We start from the raw sequence: 22,955 nt of genomic DNA, 5'->3' as shown, positions 1-22,955 counted from the left end.
TCAGGCCGCCTTGGAGCTGCCGACGAGATCGTTCAGGGTGAGGCCACGGCGTCGGCCGGTGCGCTCGCGGAGAACGCGGAGAATTGACTCGACTTCGGGAAGGCTAAGGTCCCGCTTCGTCTCACCGTTCAAGAGACGAGAGACAGCGCTCTCCGAAAGACCGGTCGCCACGGCGATGTCCTTCTGGAGGAGCCCGTTGTCCCTTGCCAGCGTCAGGATCTTTTCGGTGGTTGCGCCCATGCAAGAAAGATAGGCCGGTTGTAGCGCTAATGCAAGAACTATTTTGCAAGGACGCAAGAATCCGGGGATACCCTTCTCGTGCAATGGCTTCCGCCCGGAGCTGGTCCGAGATCGCTGCCCTCCTGCAACCGCTCGCGAAGGCCGAACGGGGGAGTCAGAAGCGGGCTTCTCTTCGCACAGGGGCGGACGAATACGAGATCAGCCGTTTCCTCTCGGGCAAGGCGATCCCGGACCCGGTGATCGGAGCGCAGCTCGTCCAGATGTTCGGGCTTGATTTCGGTGAAGTCTCGGGGCTTGGACCTCTCGGCTCGGTTCAGCCGGTCGTGGCCCACACCCCCGAAGGCGGCGGCCGGGAGCTCCACGGAATCGGCGCTCCTCTCGTCGCTGAGGACGTGGCGGCCGGCGAGGGTTCTCTCCCGTCAGTTCCCGACGAGAAGGTGTACTTCTTCCACGAATCGTTCCTGCGGCGCGTGGGGGGCGCGGGGAGCCCGAAGGACCGATGGGCCTGCGTCCGCCTCGGCTCCGACCGCGTCGCGTCGTCCATGAGCCCCACGATCCCGCCAAAGGCCGTTCTCCTCGTCGACCGTCGCGCGGACCGACTTCACCCCCGAGACCGGACCATCTGGCTCGTGGACGATCCCGAGGACGGACTCTGTGTGAAGCGGGTCACCCTGCGGCACGGCATCCTGATCCTCGAGAGCGACAACCCGGAGGCGCGCTTCGCGCCGCGGCACGTTCTTCTCGCTGACCGGCCAGTGCAGAACGTCGTCAAGGCGAAGGTGGTGTGGTGGGGCGTCGAGGCGGCGCACCACGGAGGATAGTGGGAGACGGCGGCCGGTGCGGCCATCGGAGGAAGTCCATGAAGAAGCTCGTCGTGGTCGTGGCAGCGGCCCTCGCCTTCGCTTGCGGCGGCCAGCCGAAGGCCACAGAACCGACCCCCGACCAGCTCGTCGAGCAGGCCATGGGGGCGCCGAACGCGCGCATCCTCGAAGGCGTCCTCGCCAAGATCCCGCCCGAGACGCCGGGTCGCGATAAGGCATACGCGCGAATCAAGGAGCTGAGGGCCACGGAGGAGGCGGCCGCGAAGGCTGCTGCCGAGGCCGAAGCCGCCGCTCTTCCCGGGAAACTCGCCGTGGGGCGGGTAAGGGCCGCTGAGCATCTGGATCGCACGTTCGATGCTTCGCTTCTGAAGAACCTGGCCATCCGATTTCGGGCTCGTGGACCAGGCTGCGACGTGCTCCACGTCGAGAGCGATGTGTCCAACCTCTACCCCGAGATGATGGACGCGCTTGGGAACGGAACAGTCCTCTACGGCAAGGTCCTCCCTGGCGGCGTGGACCGGTTCGCCGCGGACAAGGGGTTCCGTGTTGTCCTCTACACGAATCGCTTCAACTCCGTGTGGCGCACCACCGATGAGAAGGAGGCGACGCCGAAAGCACTCAGGAAGCTGCAGGTCTGCGATGAGGCGAGCGCCGCGAGGGTGACGACCACCCTCTCCCCCGCCGCGCGCCCAACGCCCACCCGGGTTCCGTTCCGGAACCTCTCCTGGGCAACCGCTACGCCGGGGACCGACATCTTCAACTCCTCGTACCGACTCGAGGCGACCATCGTCTCGGCCGACAAGGCGGCAGGGACGATCGTCGTGAAGTACGTGCGGACCGGCGAAGTGGAACCGAAGCTGCTGGCGCACGTCGCTTCGTCCTGGTACGTCAGGAAGTGACCCCCGCCCCCGCCCCCGCGCCTCAGAAGCCCCCGGAGTAGACTTGCCGCGATGGTGCTCCCCGTCCTCCTCAGCCCCGGCGAAGACGGCTACGTGGTGGCTTCCTGCCCCGCGCTGCCCGGTTGTCTTTCCCAGGGCCGCACGAAGGAGGAGGCCCTCGCCAACATCCGGGAGGCCATCGCTCTCTACCTCGAGGTGGATCCGGACTCCGCTCCGGCCTCCTCTGACGGCTGGGAGCTTCAGACCATCTCGGTCTGATGGCCCGGCTTCCGGTCGTCTCTGGAGCCGAATGTGTCGCTGCGCTCCGCAGGATCGGCTACGAGGTGATGAGGACGAAAGGAAGCCACGCCTTCATGGCCTGCGTCTGGCGCGGGAGCCATCCCCGCCTGACGGGCGTCGGCCGCTCGCCCGTCGTCGTCCCGCTGCACGACGAGCTGGACCGTGGGACGCTGCGGTCGATCATCCGGATCCTGGATCTCACCGTCGACGAGTTCCTCGAGATCCTGCGAGGAGACTTCTGAGCCCGCCCCTCCCGTGTGACCGGGACCGGCCTACGGTGAACGAAACGCCCACTCCCGTGAACGGCGGAGCCTCCCCGGTGAACACGGAGGGCGGGTTTCCGCCTTCCCCGGCTGCTCTATTACCGGCCGCTCTATTACCAGCCGAGGAAGCCGGACCTGTCGCCTTACCGCCATGCGTGCATTTCCTGTTTCGGGACCTGGGATGAGGTGCAAGGAGTAGCCTTCCCCCGTGCCCACCGGCCTCCCGCCCTCCCCCTACGACCTCCACAACCGCCTCCAGCGGGCCGAGGCCGGGCTCCGGGCGACAGAGAAGGCCCTCGCCGCGCTCTTCAAGCGCCTCAACGTCAACCGCCCCCGTGACCCCGAGCTCGACGCCGTCCTCGAGGCCCTGGCGGCGATCCTCCACGGCCTCGAGCACGCGCGGGGGGACCGGTCGGGCGAGCTTGAACCTGTGCCCGTCCCCTACACGATGGGCCTCAGCGTCGTCGAAGAGCGCCCCGAGAATGACCCGTTCGGGGAGCCGACGGCGGTCCGGGTCTACACGCGCGACGCGGGCGAGAAGAAGAAGCGGCTCAGCGCCATTCTCCGGAAGCCAACAGGAATGCCAGACGCCTGACGATTACTCGGCCTGCCACGTGAACTGAGAGATCTCGACCAGGCCACCGACGCTCGGGGAGGTTGCGAGCCCCTCCACGATGACGCCGATGCTCGTGGGCTGGACCGTCGTGCAGGCGGTCAAGAGCGTTGCGCAGACCGTCAGCTGGTTACCCGTTGCGCGCGGGGTGAGGTTCCAGTCCTTCCCGTTCGGCGATGCCGCCCACGTCGTTGCGTAATTCGCCCCCTCGGCCCTTGACGTGGCCTGTATGTAGGCGGGCCAGCCGAGTACCGGGAAGTTCTGTGCCTGGTCCTCGTTCACGTTCGTCCACGCGGCCGCCGTCGTCCGCCGCCACGAATCGAACAGGAACGCCTGCGTCGCCGACACAGCCGTGCTGGAGAAGTGCCCGGTCGCCACTGCGTCGCTCGCCACCGTCCCGATGGAATTCCACGCGGCCCACCCGAAATAGTAAGCCCCGCCGGTGGTGGCCCCGGGGAACCCCCGCTCAAACCGATCGACCCGCCAGCGTGCGCGCCACGTAGGGCTACCGGCGCCGAACACGTAGCCTGCCCGTGCTCCGCTGGTGCCCGTCGTCGGGGTCACGAGGTTGTTGTGGTAGCACAGGATGGACGTGCCCGTGGAGCCGCACCCGCCCCGCGTCCGGTCGTTCGTATAGCCGGTCCAGCCCGTCGGGAGCGCGGAGGAGAAGTCCTTGTCCGGCGCCGTCGTAGTGGCGAAACTCCCGTCCGCCACCGTTACGTTGTAGGTGCCGGTGGTCACGTCGTCGATGGCGGCGATCCAGAACAGGGGCGTCGTCGTGCCGACCTTGGAACAGTAGACCTCTTTCCCAACCCAGCCCGTTCCGCTCGCGGTGAACGTGAGGGCGAGCGTCTGCTGTCCGGCGGAAGCGGTCAGCGTGCTGGTCGCCGTGCCCGGAAGGGTTCTCCCGCCGATGGAGTTGTACGCCACCACTGCGCAGACGTGCGTCCCGACCGTCACCGCTCCCCCGGCGGTGACCGAGCCGGAAGCAGCGGGAGCGGCGCCGATGGGCGAGTTGGGGTAGCCCGCGATGTCGGTGCTGTGGTTCGCCGTGACGGGCCGGTTACTGGCGTCGAGGTAATACCACTGCGTCAGCGTGGCGTCGTAGATGACTGCGCGCCGCAGGCTGGATGCCCAGACGATCATCCCGTCGGTCGGGCTCGCCGGAAGCGACGTGAGGTCAGCCTGCGTGATGGCCGCGCCGGTCGGACTGATCTCCCAGGCCGTGCCGTTGTAGCTCTTGAGGACCGCCGGGGTCACCGACGTGTCGAGCCACGGCTGCCCCGTGACCGGAGAGGCGGGGGCCGTCGTCCCACGATACACGCCGATGGCGAGGGCGTTCGCGGTGTCGGCGACGAGGCCCGCGTTCGCCTTTTTCTTGATCTGGCTGGCGCCGACGGACTGGCCGAGCGCGGCAGGGGCGAAGAGGAGGGCGAGGACGAGGGCGACGAGCTTCTTCATGGTTTCCTCAGTAGAGGTAGGAGATCCAGACATCGTCATCGGCCGCGAGGCCCGTGACAAACGACAGGGTCGTGCTGCTTACGATGCTCCACGCGGTCGGCTTCTGGATGACAGCGACCGCCACGAGCAGGACGCTGTACGGAGCGTGCGTGAGGGTGAAGTCGGTTTGCCCGGCCGTCGCCACGAAGCCCTCGCCGAAGGGCGTGAGGCCTGTTGGCGCTGTCGTCCAGTAGCCGACCTGCACCTCGACACCGGCGTCGAGCCCGGTGCCGAACGTGATCGTGGCAGTCACGAGGGTCCAGTCGGCCGCCCGCGCGGTGACGCCGTCCCGCGTGACGTAGACGACGCCGCTGGCGAGCGGGGCGGACGCCAGGACAAAAGCGGTCTGAGACGCGGTGGCGACGAAGGAGTCCGTCGCGAGGACCGGGGACGCGCCGCCGCCGCCCGACGGGGGCGTGACGGTGACGACCCCTGCTCCGTCGTCGGCCACGGTCGTTCCGGCCGCGAACTTGATCGTGACCACGTTGGCGACAGACGGCGCCCCGTCCGCTTCCTCTACCGTGAGCGCACCTCCGCCGAGGAGGGAGGTGCCGCTGTAGAGGAGGTCCGTGCCTGTGTCTACGAGCTTGGAGTCGACCAGTCGCCCGTCGCCGGTCGCGTTGACCTTGGGGATCGTGTTCACCGTCAGGTCGCCGACGTGGTAGACGGGCTCGTTGAGGTTCGAGGAGCTGGAAGAGTAGGCGACCGCCGCCTGGTCGAAGGTGGACGCGGCGCCGAGGAGGCCCGCGAGGCTCTCCAGCCGGATCATGAGCCTCATGGCGTGCCAACCGCCAATGATCGCGCCCCCATCGAAGAAGTCTCCCGACGTCGTGTTGTCGAAAGCCGCGATGAGCGACTCGATGACGGCCCACGCCCTGTCCGCATTGGCCTGCGCCTCGTTCCCTCCGACCGGGAGGAGGAACTCGTTGCGCACCATCTCCTCCGAATCCCACGTGAGGGTCGTGGGGTCGCCGGTCGGTGTAATGGAGACCGTCAGACCGCAGCCCGACCCGGGAGCGGCTACCTCAACCGTCGCGAAGGTGGTTTGAGGCCAATAGCCAGAACCCACCGAGAGGACGGTCACCGTCAGGATCGCGCCGGTTGCGCTCACTGTGGCGACCTTCGCGGTCGCGCTCGTGCCCTCACCGTGGATCTCGACGATGTCGTCGACTCCGTAGTTCACGCCGCCTGCACTAACGCTGACGTAGGCAATCGTGCCCGGCGTGTTCTGCCCCAGGATGGCGCAGCGGAGCCGGACCTGTTTCGACCACGTGAAGGTAGGGAAGTCGTAGATGACGCCGGGCCGCCAGAGCGTGTGTGTGGTGCTCCCTTCGACCGTAACGTCCACCCTGGGCTGGTAGGTCGCGTTCGCCAGGGCCGGCGGCGTGTCGAAGAAGCCGCCCCCCGGCAGCGCCCCGCTATCCGACGCGTCCGGAGTCCACGTCGTCGCGTCGTAACGCCGTGCCGTGATCCGAACTCGGTCCGCGTCGTAGCTCGTGCGCGTCACGATGTGCTCGACGGCCGAGAGCCCGAGGGACGAGAGCGTGACCGGGACGCGCGATCCCTCAACGAGGTCGAGCCGCTCGGTTGTCAGCTCGCACTCGAACTCCTGCTCCGACCAGACCTCGTGCGCGATGCGCCAGAGGGCGCGCTGCGCCATAGCTTCGGACTGGAATCCGTGGAGCTTGTAGACCTGCCCGTCCCGGATCGCCGCGCCCGCGTCGACTTCTGGGTGCCGGACCTCCACCGTCCGGATGGCCCAGCTCGAGGCTGGGTCGATCCACTCGGCGCGGAAGCGGTTCGGGCGATCGGCGAGCCCCGCCCCCGAGCCGTAGGACCAGCGGGGCACGGACCCCTTCACGATGTGGTCGTCCGTGATCGCCGCGGCCACTGCTGTGGTCGGCGCCGAATAGTCGAGGCGGTAGAGCCCACCCTCCTCGCGCCAGCGGAGCCCGACGTGCAGCTCGATCGTCTTCAGCCACTGGTCGGCAGTTTCCGCCGCCTGGAGGTAGAGATTCAGCTCGTACCGTTTCGCTCCGTCGACCAGCTCGTCGAAGTGGTTCGCGGCCGCGGTGACGCTCGTCCAGTCGACGAGCGAGGGCGGCACCTTCGGCCAGTCGCAGCCGAACTGAGGGAAGACGCGGAGGTCGAGGTAGGCGAGCGCCGGGTTTGTGGTGTAGGCGCACTTCGCTGCATCAGGATAGGAGCCGGCTCCCCACGCCCCGAGCCGCGGGTCATAGGGTGTCCGCCCTCGTGCGATGCACCGCGGGTACCACGGTTTAGTGGCCTTCGTGACGATGCTGGCCATGGCCAGGCCGATGCTCCATGAGGGCGTCCCGGCCGTCGGCGAGAGGCTCCCGAGCGTCGTTACGATGCTCTGGAAGTCCGACGTCGTCGCCCCGTACCAGCTCTCTATCGCGTCGATCGGCCCCTCGGAGATGACGGCGTCGTAACTGCCGCGCGTGACACCGGCCGACGTGAGGGCCTTGGCTTTCGCCAGGTCCGGCGAGATCAGACACCGCCCGTAGAGGATGGGGATGCGGTGACCAGCCCCAACGAGGGTATCTGCATGCAGCCCGGCACCGCTCTGCACTGTGCGGTCACCGCCCGGTGTCGTCGGGCTCGGTCCGCCCGGGAGGGGCGGAGGGGTCCAGCCCGGATAGTGGCGCGGTTCGACGGGGAGCTCGGGCTCACCGCCGACGGTCGGGACGACACGGCCCGGGCGGATCGTGTCTCCGAAGTGGGTCCGGCGATCCGTCATTCCTCGTCCACTTCGATGAGCCGCAGCGCGAACGCATAGAGCCCGTTGTCGTCCGCCTCGAGCTCGAGGAGGTCACTCTCGAAGCGGCAGGCCCATGCCCGCTGCCCGACGAAGGCGCAGGTGATCGTCTTCCCCGCCGCCGGAGGCCCTGTGAACGTGACCTTTGCCCGCCCGTTCGCACCGTCGCTCGTCACCGTGAACCCCGTCGACTGGAGGACGCCGTCGAGGTAGATCGAGATGCTCGTCGCCGCCGCGGCACAGGGGAGATTCCAGACCGTCCGTGTTCCGTCCGTCGTTCCCTTCGGCACGTAGACCCGCGTGTGGACGAAGGCGGCATCGAAGTCGAACGCGACGAAGGCGAGGCCGGCACCGAAGGTTTGCCGGTGGAAGTCCGCGATTCCCTCCGCGATCGTCTTCGCGTCCTCGCGCCGGCCCCACCGCGCGACGAGGGTCTCCTGCGCCGTCGCCCACTGGATCCGGCGCTTCTCGTTTCGGCCCGACTCGGTAGCCGTGACGACCGTCGAGAACCCGATGCCACGGACCGCCCCGACCTGAGGGCCGTTGGGCGAGTTGAAGGGGAACGTCAAGAGTGCCACTTAGACAGCCCTCCTGCGAAGCGTTAAGGTCTTCTCGATAAGATTCGCGCCTTGCCACCATCGCCAGGTGATCGACACCTCCTCGCCCGGGAGCTCACGGCAGCCGCCGAAGCGGGCCTGGTTCGCGAAGACGCCGCAGGCCGTCCATGTCCTCGCGCAGCCGGCCGCGGCCGCTGCGGCGCCGCACTGCGGGCCTCCAGCGACCCGGTACGTGCAGAGGGCGCCCCCGTACTCACGGAAGGGCAGGCGCCCGAGCGTCCCGTCGGAGAGCGGTGCGAGCGTTAGGCGGGCCTCTTGCGTCGTCACCTCGGCCGACTCGAGGAGGAACGTCGCGACGGTTCGCACGGCCGCGGGCGTCGCGGAAACCGGCGGAACGGCGAACCAGGCCTCGTAGAGCACGACCTCGGGGTGCCTCTCGTCCTCAGCGAGTGCCGCGAGCAGCGTCGGCCAGTAGTCGTCCCCAGCCCCGATCGAGAGGCCGCCGGACGACGAGGCGACGTCGGAGGAGTCCGCCGAGACTCCATCGACCTTGAGCGGGGCCGGCGCGAAGGTGTCCCCGCCGTAGACGATCGGCTGGACGTGGTCCGTCAACCGCTGGATCACAGGGAAGCGGATCTCGACGAGCCAGCATGTTGCCGTGACTCGGTCCGTCCGGTGGGCCTCGACGTAGGCGTCGAGCGGCATCAGGCCACCCTCGGCGTCAGCGCCTTGGAGTAGCGCCGCAGGAGAGGGACAACCTCTCGTGCGGAGACCCTGTATTGCGGCGCCGCCTGAACGGCCTTCGCGGCCGGAGCCGGAGCGCCACCGCCCCCGGCGTTCGCCAGGCGGTCGAGGTTTGCGACGGCCCGATCGACGGCGCCCGAGAAGACGTCCAGCCGGGCCGAGGCCCGGTCCGTCGATGCCGTGAGGCCGACCTCTGGCGCTGTGAGGGCCGTGGCGGCATCCCCCGTCGCCCCGGTGAAGATGCCGGCCGCCCCCTCCATGGCCTCCCTGAGGGGCGCCAGGGCGTCGAGAGCCTCCGTCCCGAGCCTCTCGATCTGCTCCCGGACGATCCGGTCGAGCTCGCCGAGGGTGAACGAGAGCTGCCCGATGACGGTCGCGGCGTCCGTGACGTTCGTCGAGATCATCCCGACCGAGCCGCTCATCGTCTTCCGGAGCTCTTCCGCGTACGCCTCAGCCTGCGACCGGAGGAGGTCCAGGGAGTCCTGTGCGAGCCCGCGGGCACGTTCGAGCTGCTCCTGCGCCCAGGCGATCGCCTCCTGCCGCTTCGCGTCGTCCTGCCCGAAGGTGCCGACGTAGCGGCTCGTGAGGCTCTGGATCTCCGAGGCGATGGCCTGAATCTCGGAGGGCGCTGTCGCGATCTTGAGCTGCTCCTGGAGGTCGTGGATCCGCTGAGTGATCGCCGACGCCTGGCCCTTGGGGTCCAGCTCTCCGACTCCCAGCTCCCAGATCTGAGAGTCGAACGACTTATTGATCGAGGCCGAGACGGAAGCGATCTCAGCGAAGAGGCTCCGCAGCTTCCCGGCCATCTCCTCGGCGGAGCCCGCCGTGGACTCCATGGCCGCGATCTGCTCGAGACCGGTGAGGTGGGCCGCCGCGCCGACCTTCTGCTGGATGTCGACGAGGTCCTGGCCCATGGCCGCGATGGGGTTCGTCTTCTCGAGCTGGTCGAAGGCGACGTCCTTCCCGATGTCCCAGAGGCTCCCGGTCAGCGTCGTGATCCGCTCGATGAGGGCCTTCCCGCGGGTGACCCGCTCGGCCATGACGTTGAACATCCGCTCGATCGCCGCGGCTGCTTCGTTCGCCACCTTCTCGATCTCGCCGGGCGTCTTCCCCTGGAGGAGCTTTCCCCAGACCCCCGTGACGTTGCTCCAGTCAGCCGCGGTGCCCTCGGCCTCGGAGCGCGGGTTGAGGAAGTCGCGCATCTTCCCGCGCATGCCCTGGAGGCCGGCGGAGAGCTGGTCGGCGAGCGTCTTGAGCTTCGCCATGTAGTCGAGGACCGAGTCCCAGAGGGACGACGAGAAGCCCTCGGCTTCCTTCATCTTCTCGAGCTGCGTGTCGCCGGAGTAGGTGTCGATGACGTCGAAGAGGTCGGCGATGTCCTGCGCGGTCGAGGCGATCCCGGCGGCCGGCGAGGTGCCAGCCTGCTTGTCGAAGCCAGCCCACACCTCCGAGACGGTCTGGCCCATCGCCGTCCCGAGGCGCTGGAACTCGACGAGGACGCCGACGAGGCCCTCGATGTAGGCGAGGAGCTTCTCTGGGTCCTCCGTGCTGATCTTCGCGGCCAGCTCGCCGATGCGCTCGGCTGTGACGCCGAGGTCGCGGAGCATCGTCGGGATCGGGGCGTCGGGATCGAAGAGGTTCCGCGTGACGTCCATCTGTGGAGCGGACCAATTGATCCCGGGGATACCGCCCGCGGCATCGCGGTTGAAGGCCGGCAGGTAGCCGGTCTGACCGAAGGCTGCCGAGAGGGAGAGCCGCGGGAGGAGCTTCTGCAGGAAGATCTCCGTGTCCTTCTGAATGTCGGCTTCGGAGCCCGCGGCAATGTCGACGGTCGCGCCCGAGAGCGCGTCGCGGAGGGTCTTCTGGTAGTCGGCGAAAAGCTCGGCCGCCTTGTCTTTTGCCCCAACCCGGAACATGTCGAAGAGCCGGGTTGCCTGCGACTCGAAGACGTCGCGCATGTCCTGCCCGAGCTGCGATGGCGCGGCAGCTCCACTGGTCGTCACGAAGTGGCCACCCTCGGGGTCCTTCTTGTCGAAAACCCACTTCTGGGTTGCCGCGGCGAGGGCGCCATCGAACGCAGCCCGGACGTGCTTCTCGGTGCTGGACGAGGCGAGCGCCCCGATGAGCAGGCCGATGACGCTGCCAATGAGCGATCCGATCAGCGTTCCAAGCCCCGGGACGATCGAGCCAACGATCCCGCCGATCATGCCGCCGATCGAGCCGCCCACCTGGTTGTACTTGCCGCTTCCGAACTGCCCGACGATGGAGCCAACGCCCAGGCCGATCCCGGCCCCCGCAGCGGCCCCCTTCCAACCGCCCGTGCCCCCGCCAGACGGGCCGAGGGCTCCCCAACCACCCTCGAAAAGACCGCCGCCAGAAGTAGTCCCGACTCCGGTGATGCTCGTCGCCTTACCATCGGGGCCGTAGCTGACCGAGTTGAATGCCTTGCCCGTGTAGGCGGCCCCCTCCATCTCGATCTGCGTCTTAATCCACCTCTGGAGCATGTCCGAGAGGTAGCGCGAGAAGGTCTGGAGGACCGAGTCCCAGAGGTTCTTGAAGACGTCCTTCAGGTTGTCGAGCTTGCCCGAGAGGACGCTGTAGAAGGAGTCGTCGAAGGCACGCGCCATGGACTGCCAGACGCCCTGGACGGCAGAGGCGGCGGACTCGGCGGCTTCCGGAATCGCGTCGAACGCGGCGCGGAACCCCGCAGCGATGCCAATGCTGACGTTTTCCCTGGACAGCTTCGCCTCGAAGATACCGATGAAGTCCTCGACGGCGGCCTCGCCGTTGAAGATCGCCGCGGTGATCTTCTCGCCCTTCGCCTTGGCGATCGCCTCGAGCATCGCGAGGCCCTTCTCGAAGGGGACCTTCGCCAGGAACATGAGCTGCCCGAGCTGGCCTACGAGGTCGCGGTATTCGGCCTCGATCTTCGCGACAGCTTCGCCGGGGACGTCGCCGGTGAAGGAGGCAAAGCCGCCCGTGAACTTCTCGAGGGCCGCGGAGGCCTTCGCGCTCTCGGCGGCCCAGACCTGGCCGAAGTGGTAGGCGGCAGCCGCGGAGTCGTCGCCCGTCTTCTTCGCCTGCGAGCCCAGCCCGTCGAGCTTCGCCGTGGCCTTCTCGGTCTCCTTCCCGTAGTCCTCCATCATCTTCCGGGCGTGAGCGAAGGCGCCATCCCCAAAGTTGGCGTCGGCTCTCTTCTCGAAGCGCGCGAACCGCTCGTCGACGGTCGTCATGCTAACGACGAGGTCGTCCATTCCCATCGACCAGCCCTTGAAAAACTTGCCGACGACCGGGGCGTCCGCGAGCTTCATCAGAAGCTCCGAGAAGAGTGCGGCGATACCGAAGATGACCGTCTTCCAGATGCCCCAGATGGTGTCTACCGGAGATGTGAGGTACTGAGTGACGGACTTCATTCCAGCTCCGACGCTCTCGACGAAGCCGACGATGAAGACCGAGAGGCCGAAGAAGACGTCGCGCCATGTCAGGCCGGCGGCGGAGACCGACGCCGTCGCTGTGCCAAGGACGTCCGAAATGGTCTCCTTCACGACCGCGAAGGACTCGCGCACCGTGTCGCCCAGATCCTTGAACATCCCGGCGTTCTCTCCGACGCCCGAGGAGACCTCGGCGATGAGCCCGGAAAGGTCCTTGAAAAGCCCCGCCGTGGCCTCGCCCATCGTCTGGTCGACGATGTCTCCGAGGTTCGAGAGGCGGACCGTGAGGGTCCCGGTCTGGAGTGCCGCGACAGAGGCGGCCGGGGCCAGGCGGTCCTTGAAGAGCTTCGCGACCGCTTCGGCGTCTCCGGCAACGGCGGCGAGGTCCTTCTTCGTGATCCCAAGGACCTGGTTCAGGCGGTTGTCCGGCCCCATGTCGCCGGCGAAGAGCCCGCGAAGCTCCTGAGCGGCCTGGGCGGTCGGGATGCCGAGGGCGGCCATGGCCTGCGTCGCCATGACCGTGATTTCTCGGAGGTCGTCCAGGTCCTCGATCCCTGCCTTCGTCGCCGGGCCGATCGAGCTCTGGAAGGCCTGGACGAGGTCCGTGTAAGAGGCCGCCGTCCCGAGCGCGTCCTTCTTCAGCTTCTCCTGGATGACGGAGGCCTCCGAGAAGGCGGCGTTCATCGCCTTCTGGCCGGTGACGACCTTCCCGCCCGAGTCAACGTACTGCCTCGCCATGAGGAGGACCCCTGCGATGCCGCCCTTCGAGTCCTCCATCGTCTTGTTGAACTCGATGCCCTGCTTGATCAGGGCGCCGAGTCCCGCCGCCCCAGCCGTCAGCCCCGCCATCGCCATGAACTGCCCGATGAGCGACCGCACGGCCCCCGACACGCCGTTGACGACAGAGGAGGCCTTGTCGTGCGCCAGGAGGGTCAGCTCGACGGTGTTGGCCACTATCCCCCCGCCTCAGCCGGCTTCCAGGCCTCGAGCTGTTCCGCCTCGAGGACTCTGAGGTACAACAGAATCTCGGCGTCGACCTCGATCTTCAGGATCCTGCCGGCGAGGTCGACGATGCCCGGGTAGTCCAGGCCGATCGGGCTCATCCCCACTCGCCACTGCGAGAAGAACGTGTCGAAGACCCGTAGCGCGATCAGAGCCGAGGGATTCGTGAGGGCCGCGGCAGCCTTCGCCATCGCGGCTTCCCGCTGGCACTCGTCGGTGCGAGAACGAGAACAGATGCCGGCCTTCCCGCCCGGCATCTGCTTCCCGATCGCTCGGCATTCGACGCACGTGTCTCCCTTCTTCCCGCGCAGCGCGCGCCTGGCCTGCGCGAAGGCGGTCAGTTTCCCGAGGTCACCTCGAGCTCGTCCTTCTCCGTCTCGTCGAGCGCCTTCGCGATCTTCGCGACCGCGCCCACGAGCTTCTCGTGCTCCCGCAGGCGGAGGAACTTCCGGGCCGCCTCCGGGGACTTGCCGAGGAGAGGCCGCGTGCCGTCGGCCATCGTGAGCGACTCGATGATGAGCCGGGCGCACTCGGCGCCGAACTCGGCGAGGTCCTCGAAGTCCATCTCCCCGGGGATGAACTTCCGGCTGTGCTCCTTCCGAAGGTTCTTCGAGGCTCGCTCGAGAATGTCCTTCCCGAGCGGAGCGATCTCGACGGTGCAGAAGGGCTGACCGTTGACGTTGAAGGTGGTCGTGGCCATGGGATTCCTTTCAGCTCAGACGTACTCGGTGTCGGGGTCGACGCCGAGCTCGGTGGCGAACGTAACGGAGGTGCTGACGGCCGTGTCCTCGAAGCCCTGGAAGTTGACCGGGACCTCGACCAGGCCGTCCTCCACGGCGGGGCCGGTCTTCTCCATGAGCACGTGGTACTTGACCGTCCAGCTGCGGCCAGCGGCTACCAGCCATTTGAACTCGATGTCCGTCGGGGCCCCGCCGGTGACGAGCGTGAGCACCGCGACAGACTCGAGGGCGAGCTGGAGGCTCCCCGTGAGCCCGTGCGTCTTCGGGACGAGAGAGCCGCGGCCGAGGAGGCCGGCCCGGAAGTCGTCCTGGAGGTTCGCGGCGCCCTGGAGCTGGCCGCCCTTGATGTATCCGACCGTGCTCCCGCCGAGCTTCACGAAGCCCGAGATCAGGTGCATCTGGTCGACCGGGTCATCGATCGTCCAGTCGTCGGGCGTCGCGTCGTACGCGACGTCGCCGAAGACCACGTTCTTGGCCATCGCGTCGAGCGAGAGCTGGAGCGGCCCCTCGAAGGAAATCGGGATCGTCCAGCCGTTGATTCGGACGCCGGAGGCGACGCCGTACTTGAGCGTTCCGCCGATGTCGAAGCTCCCCTCGACGATCGCCGACAGCGGCATCGTGGTGCCGAGCTTCGACGTGCCGGTGAACGGGTCGACGGTGCCCGTCTTCACGAGCGTGCCCGTGACGAGCTTCTGGATGAACGGCAGGACCTGGACGTTCGGGATGAGGGTGATCGGCCCCTGCGACTTCGGCTGGGCCAGGAACGGCTTCGCGGGGTTGAAGCTGGCGCGGAGCGAGGGGTTCGCGATGAGCGCCTGCGTCGGCAGGATCCCGCACTTCACGACGGAAATCTTCCTGCCCTTCGGGACCGCCTTCGCGACCCCCCAGGACTGCTCGAAGTCGACCACTACGACGCTGTTGTTTCCGATGGCGGGATCAGACATGACGTGCTCCTTTCACTGAGCTATTCGTTCCCGAAGTAGGCGAAAGTCTCGAACCGTGCGACCAAGATCACCGCGCTCTGGCGCGGGTGACGCACGGTCGCGAAGTCGATGAAAACGAACGGAAAGTGGAAGGGGTTCTGGCGGAAGTCGAGGACCTTGTTGATCAGCCCGAGCACCTTCCGGACCTCGGCACGGCCGGCGACCGTGCCCTCTCCCTCGGCGGCGGCAGCCACGGAGATCTCGTAGCCGACCTTCCCCTTGAACCTCTTCCGGGTGATACCGAGGTTCTCCGCGCGCGACATGTCGACGTCCGCGATGCCGACGGCCGGGAGCTGGCCTTCGAGGTCGTTCGCGAGGAAGTCCTCGCCCCCGACAGAGGGGAGGATCCGCCCCACGCCGAGCGACTCGGGTGTACCGAGGGCCGTCAGGATGTCGGCGTTGAGGGCGTCGAGGACCTCGTCGTCTCTCACGCGAGCTGCCCTCCCCGGGCGCCCTTGTCGGGGTTGCCGCCGGTGGCCGACGCCCCGACGCCCTTGCCGGTGATGAGGAAGCGCCCGGCGATGTCGAGGAGGTCAGGCATCCATTCCGAGCGCCAGTGGCCGAAGTGGTAGCCCTTCTGTCGCACCTGCCGGACGGCCGCCGCGATGCGCTCGACCCCGAGCGTCCGCGCCTGGTACCGGGCCGTCCTCGTGCGGAGGTTCGAGGCAGTCCGGATCCGGCTCTTCCTGTAGATCCCAGGGCCCTCCGGCCCGTGGAAGAGGAAGAACGAACCCGGGTAGCGGGCGGCGATCGCGGAGCGGCCGTGGGGCCACCCGCGGGCCTCGGTCATCCGGAGAGGCGGCGACTGCGGGATCAGGAGGAACCTCCCCCTCGGGCGAATCGTGCCGCCCTTGTCGAGCTGCCGGGCGTAGCGGACGGCCGTGAAAACGTGAACGTCGTTCTGCGTCGCCCTCCAGGCCCAGGAGTTGACGAGGCGCCCCGTGTCGACCAGGGGCTGTCCGCCGCTGCGCCAGGCGCGGTAGTAGGGCGACGGCTTGGCCCAGCCGGGCCGGTTCTCACGGATCGTCGCCGGCATGTGCCGAAGGGCCACCCGCTGGCCGATGGCCGCCAGGAGCCGACCGCGCCCGGGCGGGCCGGTCCGCTGGACGATGCCCCGCAGCGTCTCCGTGACCTGCTTGTCCCCTGCGACGCGGCCCATGAGCTGGATCACAGTGAGGTCCCCTCGTCGGGGTCGGAGAAGACCTGGGCGAAGGAGCCGTAGACGAACTCGCCCGCGGAGCCGTCGAGAGTCGTCTCGGGCGTCCCCTGGGAGATCGGGATCTTCCCCTCGGCGACGAGCTCGAGCCACCGCACGGCGGCCTTCCACTCCATCTCGATGGGGTCGACCACATCGAGGTTCCGGCGGCCCCTGAGGCGCACCTTGACGAAGATGATGGCCTTGTCGTCCAGGCTCGCGAGGAGGGCTGTGTCGGTCACGGGGAGGATCGCGTAGAGGTACCCCTCCATGAAGCCGGAGACGCTGACGATGGCAGCGTCGAGCACGTCGGCGTTGATCGCCGAGGCGTCGGCCGACACGGAAACAACCTGCCCAGCGGTCGGGGCCGTGGCGAAAACGATGCGGTCGCGTGAATCCGTCCCCGTGCCCCTCGAGAGCGTCGGGATGGACGCGGTGAGAAGCGTGCCGTCGACGTAGACCTTGAACGTCGTCACCTCGAGGAAGGGCGTCGTGAAAGTCGTCGTGGTGCCGTCGCCGGTGCCGACCACCCACCGCCTCGAGGGGTCGGTGGAGAGCTTCGCCTGGCTGTCCTGCGAGATCGCGGCGAGGAGCCTGGCCCGTGTCGTGTAGAGAGCCATCAGGCGGCCCTCTTCGGCGGCAACGGACCGCGATACTCGATATGGGGGCTGTCGCCCCAGTCTCGCCCCGCCCGCAGCCCGAGCGAGCGCGCGACCGTGGCGAGGCGCTCCCAGCACGGATGCTTCGCAGGCGGGATGAATAGGTGCCCTGCCGGGTCGAGCGGATAGAGATCGACGGCGAGCCCGCTCTGGTGCCGCGAGCGCCGCGTCTTCCCGCGTTCCTTGACGACGGGGTGATCCCTCGGCCAGACGCCGGGAGCTCCGTCCTTCTGCGTGATCTTCGGCCCCGGCCGGGTGCGCCCGCTCGCATAGAGCCACGCCTGCCGGGCTTCCGTGCGGAGGGTCTCGTCCGGGGTGTACGGCACGCCAGCGGCGCTAAGCGTTGCGAGGAGGTGGAAGACCACGTCACGCATGGCCGGATGGAGGCTCTCAAGGCTGCGGTCCTTCGGGGGCTCGGGCACGGCGGGGAGGGAGGTACTCACTGGCGCCCCCGCAGCGGCCGCCCGTCGTAGTCCACCGCGTCCGTCGAGCGCCTCGGGTGAGGGCTCAGTGCCGGGTCGCGCTTCTGGAGGAGCGTGCTGATCGCGTCCTCGTTACGATGGATCACGTTGTACTCCGTCCGCAGCTCGGCGAGGGTCGTGCCCATCTCTCGAATCTCTTTCAGCATCGGGTCGTATACCGCGTGGATCGCCGCAGAGTGCGCAAAAGGGTATTCATCGTGTCGCTCCTGCGCCTCCGTGAGCCCACGGACTGCTGCCCCGACGGACTCAACCGCCCTGCCGATCACGGCGAACTGCTTCTCTTGGGTCGCGCGATCCGCCGCTATGGCGGCTGCCGACGCAGCATCGGCCAGTACGGCGTGCGCGTGGTCCCGGTTGAGGATGAAGGCCAGAACGCCCCCCGATACCACGAGGACCGAGAGGAGCACCCCTCCCAACGTCACGTAGACGAAGACCTTCACCTGATCGAACGTGACGGGCGCGGGTGCGGGTACGGGTACGTTGGAGATGACGACCTGCGCAGCGGCAACGAACCACGGCACAGCCAGGAACACGGCCAGGACCACCGGGGCCCGGCGACGCATCGCGAGAATCACTGCTTCGGTGCTCCGGGCGTGACGTTGTTTCGGTTCATCGCCCCGAGCGGCGCGATGACGTCGGCCTGCATCCAGTCCTTCACGACGAGGCCGGCGATAAGGAGCGAGGAGATCGCGAGCGCCTTCCACTCCCACGTGTTGCTCGACAGGCACTGCCCGAGCCAGCCGATGTCGAGCGTCAGCCACGAGCCCACATACGCCTTGAATTTCTGCGACCGGTACCACTGCACCGGCGGGGCCGAGGCCGGGGCTGCGTCCGTCGTGACGGTGACCGTGGTGGTGGTGGCGGGAGGCTGCGCGCTCACGGCATCGGCCTCCGTCAGGTCTGAGGGTCCAGCACCGCGGCCCTCGCCTCCGCGATGCGCGTCGGGGTCCAGTCCTCGATCTCGGGGGCGGCGAGGATCGCCTGCTCTGCACGATCGAGGCCCATGCCGAGGACCGTTGCCGCAACCGGAATCAGCGGGCCGGTGAAGATCCCAGCGAACTTCCCGGCGGCGAGCAGGCCGCGAACGACCGAGATCACCGTGAGCCAGACGTGCCGGTTGGCCGACGGCTCCTCGGTCGGGATCTCGCCCTGCGCGACGACGAGGAAGGCCTGCGGGTTCGCCGCCTTCAGGGCTGTGACGTCGGCTTCGTCGAGGCGGGAGGGAATGACGAGGGCGTTCATCGGCTACCTCCTTCGGGATCAAATCCGTCCCACGTCGGCAGCGGAACCGTCTTCCCGGCCAGTGCGTGGGTGCAGTCGGGCAGGAACTCGATCTGCCCGTCCTTCACGAACGAGTGACAACGGCTCGTCTCGGTCCGCACGAGGATTGAGGGCGAGAACGTCGGTCGGGCCATGTCGCCGTTGAAAGTCCACCCGCCGTCCGGCCCGTGCGCGCACTCGCAGCCGGGGCAGTGGAACAGATGATTCCCTCCTGAGTCATGGATGACGTCCGTCACTAAACGCCTCCCGCCTTCTTCAACGCCGCCGGGGTTCGCCCCTGCGCGGCCGTCCCGAAGAAGACGCCGATGGCGTCGGCATAGTCCTGAGAGACGAGCTTCAGCTCGACGGCCACGGTGAGCAGGCCCGGGAGCGCGTCCCGCAGCTTCGAGACGACGGCGACCATGCCCCCGCCCTCGGTCCCGGACTTCCACGCGGAGAGCCCGTCCCATCCCGAGCGGAGACCCGCTGCGCTGGCGAGCAGCTTCGACCGGCGGGCCGCGTGGACGTCGGCCGGTTCCTGCCCGGCCTTCGCGTCGTGTGCCGTCACGGCCCCGTTGTGGACGTCCTGGACGACCTTCAGGGCGTCGCCGACGAGGTCCTGCGCGTAGACCGTCGATGCCGCCACGGTGGCGCCGGACTCCGTCTGGACGTAGCCCGAAGGGCACGCCGCCAGCGCGACGACGCAAAGGACGGCGAGCAGGGCGCGGGAGTGAAGCGCGCCCCGCCCGCCAATGGGAGAGGCCCGGCGGTGTGTCGGCCGCCGAGAGGAGAGAACGATCGGGCTCATTTGGTCCTCACAATCTGGCCGGTGATCTCGCCCGACGCCAGCCGGACGAGGACCGTGAACGGAGTCCCGTCCGCGTAGACGAGCGGCTGGCCGATCGCTGGCCGCGTCACGGGGGCGGACGGGATGAAGACGTACGTTTGCGGGCACGCCCCCGGCGTCGGGGTAGCCCCAGCGGTGCCAGTCGGGGACGGGCGAGGCGTACCAGTAGGGGACGGCGTCGGGGTCACTGCGGGCGGCCGAGGGGTCGCCGTGGGCCGTGGCGTGGCCGTGCGGGCCGGTGGCCTCGTCGGGACGGGCGTCCAGCCCACCACCCCGAGAGCCCCCGCCAGCACGACCACGCTCGGCCATCGCATCTACCCGCCGCTGACCACGCCCGCGACGTGGAACTCCTGGTCGAGCCAGTTCTGGATGCCGCTCGCCTTCTTCGCGAGCTGGCGCCGCTTCTCGATGTTGTGCGACTCCGTGAAGGGGACCTCGTCCACGCTCTGGATCAGCGAGGTCAGGAGGCCGAAGTACGCGAGGTCTTCGTTGAGGGCCACGTAAGGGGCGATGTCCGCCCACTTCTGGCCCTTGAGCTTCTCGATGACCTCCCAGATCCGGTTCTCCTCCTCGTCGCCCCGGGTCCTGTTGCCCTGGTAGTCGATGCAGGAGAGGGCGCGCTGCGTCGCCTCGACCACGTCGGCGGAGGTCATCCGTCTGCCCTCGCCGTGCCGCGGCGTGCCGGGCGCGGGCCGCACCCAGATGCTCGGCTCCGCCGGAAGCGGGGCCGGGGCCGGGGAGACGACGCTCGCGAGCGAGGTCTTGATCTCGCTCAGGCTTGCGAGGACGGTGATTTCAAATTCGGTGCTCATTCGGTTCCTCCTGCGGTTGCGATCAATGGCTCTTCCACCCGCCGGTCACCTGCGACCCGACGGCGTTCTCGGTTGCCTGGATGTACGGCCCGTCCCACAGCTTGCTCAGGCCGATCAGCCCCACGTACCAATTGACCGTTTCGAAACAGACGAGCCGCTCCGTGCGCGTCGGATCGTCCGCCGCGATCTGCGGCCCGTCGTCGGCCGAGACCCCCTGAGCGCACATCCACCGCGGCGTCCCGTCCGGGTAGCGATACCAGCCGTAATGAGGCCGATCGTAAAAGCGGATCGCCGGGAGGTAGCCCAGGAGCCGCAGCGCCTCGGCCTGCCCGAGCGGGCTCACGAGGACTCCATGCTCGACGTCCCAGCGGAGCGCTCGATCGGTCCACATCCGGATCTCGGCGACGCGCGCCACGCTGGGGACGTAGGAGACGGGCGCGATGCCGTGGCATTCGACGCTCCCCGGCATGACCGGGTGGCCGCCAATGACCGGGGCCGCCTGCCCGACCGTGACCGGCATCGCCGTGACGACCGACGGCGCCGGTGCCTGCGCGACAACGGACGGCGCGCCCCCCGGCATCCACGGCCGGCTCGGCCGCCCGCCCGCCGTGCACCCGGCGAGGAGGAGGGCGAGCGCGGCCAGCGTGCGGTTCTTCACGACCGTTTCTCCTTCCGTTCGCCCTTGTGTGGGGCGGCGACTAGCGCCGGCAGAGGCGTCTCCTCGAGGACGTGCGCGAGGCCTCGAGCGATCCAGTCGGCGGCTTCTTCGGGAGTGGCATCCCCCGGAACGGTGAGGACCGTCCCGGGGGTCTGCGTCCTCGGCTCGAAGCCGATCCGTTCGTCGATCTCGACCCGCACGGGCCTAGACCCCGGTGATGGCGAAACAGAGCTCGGCGTTGAAGACCTCGGGCGCGCTGCGCCTGACGTTGCCGTGGACGATGTGGACGCCGTTCTCCTGGTAGTTCGGGTCGAGGTACTCGTTCGCGGCGAAGGCGGTGCCCGCCCGCTGGTTCTCGAACTGGCCGACGAAAGCCGGCGTGTCGCCGCCCCAGCTGCCACCGTCGAGCGTCGGCGAGTAGCCGACATGGACGGTGTTCGCCAGAGTGTCGCGGTCCCAGACGAACGAGGGAGTGAGCACCCCGGTGGCCGTCGCGTCGCTCCGGACGGTGCCGATGAGCACCTTGAGCCCGAGGAACGACGTCGGGAGCCCGCCCGCCATGATGCCGCGCATCATCTCGAGGTGGACCCCCTGCGGGTTCTTCACGAGCTCGTCCGACGCGAGCCAGCCCGGGAGCTTCTTTCGGGGGATGCGGATGTAGTTGGGCTCGAGGCCGGAGCGCTCGGCGATCACCGTCTGAGCGTTTAGGACGTCGGGCACGCTCGTGGAGGTGGACCCAGCCCACGCGCCGGTGGCGGCCGTCTTGTTGGCCGCGGCGAAGGTGGCCGGCTTGAAGAGCTCCGCGACGGCGAGCTCCTGGCCGAACATCAGAACGTTCGCGATCTGGCGCGCGGCGTCGACCCTCGGCCCGGCCGAGGAGACCGCCTCGGCGACGTCTTCCTCGGTGTACTCCACCCGGACGGCGTCTTCGCTGACGATCGAGATCAGCCATTCCATGACCGGCCGCTCGAGCAGGTTCGCCCGCGCGCCGGGAGCCCGAAGAGTCGCGATGAAGTTCGACAGGAGCTTCTTGGTGTCCTTCTTGCCCCAGCGGATGTAGTCCCTGCCGACAGGCTTGACGCTGCTCAGGAAGCGCGCGAGCCAGCCGCCGAGGTTGGAGTTCTCGACGACGACGTTGGTGAGGAGGGGATCGGGGTTGAGCTGGCGCTGGTTCGGTCCGAATGCCATGTTCGTGTCCTCGTTAGCTCGTCGGCGCGGTGAGCGTGCGGACGAGGACCGACACGCGGACCTTGCCCGTGGTGTTCTGGGTGCCGCCAGAGGTCGTGATCGTCACGGTGTTCGCCGCGACGTTGAACGTGCCGATCAGGGCGCCGGCGCCGACGGCGGTCGCGTTCAGCGTCAGGGCGGTTCCGGTGGCGACGAGGCCGTCGAGGTCCCCGGCCGACGCGCCGACGATGAACGCCGTCGCGTTGTTGATGGCCTCGGTGACGCGGATGACCGCGCCGAGAATCAGGGAGTTGGCGGGGAGCAGGTTGGCGATCGAGAGCGTCGTCGCGCCGCCGGTCGCGAGGGTGATCTCCTCGGAGATCCACTGCTCGGTCACCGCCTCGCCGTTGGCGGCTGCGAGGACGGACGGGTAGATCCCGCCGACCGTCGCCTGGGTGACGACCGAGAGCAGCTCGCCGTCGCTGGCGGCGTCCCAGGCCGTGCCGACGATCTCATCGCCAGCGCCGGCCGCGGCGACCTTGCCCGCTGCGGCGTTCGTCAGCTTGGCGCCCTTGGAGATCGCACCGGAGCCCAGGAGGATGACGGTGCCGGCGCCGATGAGGACCGCGCTGACCGACATGCCGGCCTTCTCGGCGGTGATCGGCAGGAAGAACGGGCCGACGCTGCTGGCGTCTGCCTGGACGAGCAGGCCGGCCGAGTCCCGCACGTAGAGGGTGTGCGCGACGATGTCGACGGTCCCGACCTTGAACGAGTAGAGGAGGTCGTTGGAAAACTTCGTGACGAGCTTGACGGACTGTGCCATGTCAGGCACTCCTCTTCTGGCTCACGGCCACGGCAGCCTGCGAGTAGGAGACGGGCGTGCCGGCGGCCATCTGGGCCTTCTGGTACTCCCGCGCCTTGCGGTCGAGGTCGGTCGAGGACTCGGGGCCATCGGGGTCGACGCCCGGCTCGGTGCGACCAGCCTTGAACCAGGCCTTGACGGCGGCGACGACGGGGAGCCCAG

General features: G+C 68.4%; 29 protein-coding genes. 5 read left to right on the top strand and 24 right to left on the bottom strand.

Annotated elements, in window-relative coordinates; translation table 11 throughout:
- Positions 1 to 240: a helix-turn-helix transcriptional regulator gene (locus WC969_14855; protein MFA6031133.1), complete on the bottom strand. Its 240-nt coding sequence runs from the start codon at positions 238 to 240 to the stop codon at positions 1 to 3.
- A gap of 83 nt (positions 241 to 323) precedes the next feature.
- On the opposite strand from WC969_14855, the gene WC969_14850 reads away from it, so the two are divergent.
- The 5 genes from WC969_14850 to WC969_14830 all read left to right on the top strand — a co-directional run bounded on the left by WC969_14850 (position 324) and on the right by WC969_14830 (position 3,097).
- Positions 324 to 1,061 carry a S24 family peptidase gene (locus WC969_14850; GenBank protein ID MFA6031132.1) on the top strand — a complete coding sequence of 246 codons (738 nt, stop codon included), beginning with the start codon at positions 324 to 326 and terminating at the stop codon, positions 1,059 to 1,061.
- 38 nt (positions 1,062 to 1,099) lie between these two features.
- Entirely contained in the window at positions 1,100 to 1,960 is an 861-nt protein-coding gene (locus WC969_14845) for a hypothetical protein (protein ID MFA6031131.1), read from the top strand.
- 51 nt (positions 1,961 to 2,011) lie between these two features.
- Positions 2,012 to 2,218 carry a type II toxin-antitoxin system HicB family antitoxin gene (locus WC969_14840; protein MFA6031130.1) on the top strand — a complete coding sequence of 69 codons (207 nt, stop codon included), beginning with the start codon at positions 2,012 to 2,014 and terminating at the stop codon, positions 2,216 to 2,218.
- 68 nt (positions 2,219 to 2,286) lie between these two features.
- Positions 2,287 to 2,481: a type II toxin-antitoxin system HicA family toxin gene (locus WC969_14835; GenBank protein ID MFA6031129.1), complete on the top strand. Its 195-nt coding sequence runs from the start codon at positions 2,287 to 2,289 to the stop codon at positions 2,479 to 2,481.
- A gap of 229 nt (positions 2,482 to 2,710) precedes the next feature.
- Complete coding sequence (locus WC969_14830; protein MFA6031128.1) at positions 2,711 to 3,097, top strand: hypothetical protein; 387 nt, start codon at positions 2,711 to 2,713, stop codon at positions 3,095 to 3,097.
- 3 nt (positions 3,098 to 3,100) lie between these two features.
- Here WC969_14830 and WC969_14825 read toward each other — a convergent pair whose 3' ends face one another.
- From WC969_14825 to WC969_14715, 23 genes are all read right to left on the bottom strand, one after another.
- Positions 3,101 to 4,576 carry a hypothetical protein gene (locus tag WC969_14825; GenBank protein MFA6031127.1) on the bottom strand — a complete coding sequence of 492 codons (1,476 nt, stop codon included), beginning with the start codon at positions 4,574 to 4,576 and terminating at the stop codon, positions 3,101 to 3,103.
- Positions 4,577 to 4,583: 7 nt separating this feature from the next.
- On the bottom strand, positions 4,584 to 7,208 hold the full coding sequence (locus WC969_14820; protein ID MFA6031126.1) for a phage tail protein: 2,625 nt from the start codon (positions 7,206 to 7,208) through the stop codon (positions 4,584 to 4,586).
- Between the two features lie 164 nt (positions 7,209 to 7,372).
- Complete coding sequence (locus WC969_14815; GenBank protein MFA6031125.1) at positions 7,373 to 7,972, bottom strand: DUF2460 domain-containing protein; 600 nt, start codon at positions 7,970 to 7,972, stop codon at positions 7,373 to 7,375.
- Positions 7,973 to 8,563 carry a hypothetical protein gene (locus WC969_14810; GenBank protein MFA6031124.1) on the bottom strand — a complete coding sequence of 197 codons (591 nt, stop codon included), beginning with the start codon at positions 8,561 to 8,563 and terminating at the stop codon, positions 7,973 to 7,975.
- A gap of 92 nt (positions 8,564 to 8,655) precedes the next feature.
- On the bottom strand, positions 8,656 to 13,080 hold the full coding sequence (locus WC969_14805; protein ID MFA6031123.1) for a hypothetical protein: 4,425 nt from the start codon (positions 13,078 to 13,080) through the stop codon (positions 8,656 to 8,658).
- A complete protein-coding gene (locus WC969_14800; protein MFA6031122.1) occupies positions 13,080 to 13,319 on the bottom strand; it encodes a DUF1799 domain-containing protein in 240 nt (79 codons plus the stop codon). The genes WC969_14805 and WC969_14800 overlap by 1 nt, the downstream gene beginning before the upstream one ends.
- A 146-nt stretch (positions 13,320 to 13,465) precedes the next feature.
- The gene (locus WC969_14795; GenBank protein MFA6031121.1) at positions 13,466 to 13,828 is read right to left on the bottom strand and encodes a hypothetical protein; all 363 of its coding nucleotides are present in this window, start codon (positions 13,826 to 13,828) and stop codon (positions 13,466 to 13,468) included.
- 15 nt (positions 13,829 to 13,843) lie between these two features.
- Positions 13,844 to 14,812, bottom strand: coding sequence for a phage tail tube protein (locus WC969_14790; GenBank protein ID MFA6031120.1), 969 nt, complete (start codon positions 14,810 to 14,812; stop codon positions 13,844 to 13,846).
- A 20-nt stretch (positions 14,813 to 14,832) separates the two neighbouring features.
- Complete coding sequence (locus tag WC969_14785) at positions 14,833 to 15,282, bottom strand: hypothetical protein (GenBank protein ID MFA6031119.1); 450 nt, start codon at positions 15,280 to 15,282, stop codon at positions 14,833 to 14,835.
- Positions 15,279 to 16,022, bottom strand: coding sequence for a hypothetical protein (locus WC969_14780; GenBank protein MFA6031118.1), 744 nt, complete (start codon positions 16,020 to 16,022; stop codon positions 15,279 to 15,281). The genes WC969_14785 and WC969_14780 overlap by 4 nt, the downstream gene beginning before the upstream one ends.
- Entirely contained in the window at positions 16,019 to 16,666 is a 648-nt protein-coding gene (locus WC969_14775) for a phage protein Gp36 family protein (protein MFA6031117.1), read from the bottom strand. The genes WC969_14780 and WC969_14775 overlap by 4 nt, the downstream gene beginning before the upstream one ends.
- A complete protein-coding gene (locus WC969_14770; protein ID MFA6031116.1) occupies positions 16,666 to 17,148 on the bottom strand; it encodes a M15 family metallopeptidase in 483 nt (160 codons plus the stop codon). Before WC969_14770 ends, WC969_14775 begins: the two co-directional genes overlap by 1 nt.
- A complete protein-coding gene (locus tag WC969_14765) occupies positions 17,145 to 17,762 on the bottom strand; it encodes a hypothetical protein (protein ID MFA6031115.1) in 618 nt (205 codons plus the stop codon). The genes WC969_14770 and WC969_14765 overlap by 4 nt, the downstream gene beginning before the upstream one ends.
- Complete coding sequence (locus tag WC969_14760; GenBank protein ID MFA6031114.1) at positions 17,759 to 18,067, bottom strand: hypothetical protein; 309 nt, start codon at positions 18,065 to 18,067, stop codon at positions 17,759 to 17,761. The genes WC969_14765 and WC969_14760 overlap by 4 nt, the downstream gene beginning before the upstream one ends.
- 14 nt (positions 18,068 to 18,081) lie before the next feature.
- Positions 18,082 to 18,429, bottom strand: coding sequence for a hypothetical protein (locus WC969_14755; protein MFA6031113.1), 348 nt, complete (start codon positions 18,427 to 18,429; stop codon positions 18,082 to 18,084).
- The gene (locus tag WC969_14750; protein MFA6031112.1) at positions 18,426 to 18,704 is read right to left on the bottom strand and encodes a DUF6527 family protein; all 279 of its coding nucleotides are present in this window, start codon (positions 18,702 to 18,704) and stop codon (positions 18,426 to 18,428) included. Before WC969_14750 ends, WC969_14755 begins: the two co-directional genes overlap by 4 nt.
- Positions 18,704 to 19,255, bottom strand: a complete 552-nt coding sequence (locus WC969_14745) for a hypothetical protein (GenBank protein MFA6031111.1) — start codon at positions 19,253 to 19,255, stop codon at positions 18,704 to 18,706. The genes WC969_14750 and WC969_14745 overlap by 1 nt, the downstream gene beginning before the upstream one ends.
- Before the next feature lie 353 nt (positions 19,256 to 19,608).
- On the bottom strand, positions 19,609 to 20,106 hold the full coding sequence (locus tag WC969_14740) for a hypothetical protein (protein ID MFA6031110.1): 498 nt from the start codon (positions 20,104 to 20,106) through the stop codon (positions 19,609 to 19,611).
- Positions 20,107 to 20,128: 22 nt separating this feature from the next.
- Complete coding sequence (locus WC969_14735; protein MFA6031109.1) at positions 20,129 to 20,764, bottom strand: hypothetical protein; 636 nt, start codon at positions 20,762 to 20,764, stop codon at positions 20,129 to 20,131.
- Entirely contained in the window at positions 20,761 to 20,964 is a 204-nt protein-coding gene (locus WC969_14730; protein MFA6031108.1) for a hypothetical protein, read from the bottom strand. The genes WC969_14735 and WC969_14730 overlap by 4 nt, the downstream gene beginning before the upstream one ends.
- A gap of 4 nt (positions 20,965 to 20,968) precedes the next feature.
- Complete coding sequence (locus WC969_14725; GenBank protein ID MFA6031107.1) at positions 20,969 to 21,952, bottom strand: hypothetical protein; 984 nt, start codon at positions 21,950 to 21,952, stop codon at positions 20,969 to 20,971.
- 13 nt (positions 21,953 to 21,965) lie between these two features.
- Positions 21,966 to 22,754 (bottom strand): hypothetical protein, encoded by a 789-nt coding sequence (locus WC969_14720; GenBank protein MFA6031106.1) that lies wholly within the window; start codon positions 22,752 to 22,754, stop codon positions 21,966 to 21,968.
- Position 22,755: 1 nt separating this feature from the next.
- Positions 22,756 to 22,955: hypothetical protein (locus WC969_14715; protein MFA6031105.1), on the bottom strand; the 200-nt coding region annotated here is incomplete at its 5' end.

The sequence above is a fragment of the Elusimicrobiota bacterium genome (assembly GCA_041660925.1).
Taxonomy (GTDB): Bacteria; Elusimicrobiota; Elusimicrobia; order UBA1565; family UBA1565; genus JBAZUV01.
The sequence above is the reverse complement of the archived record's forward strand: the minus strand, read 5'-3'. Positions and strand labels throughout refer to the sequence as shown.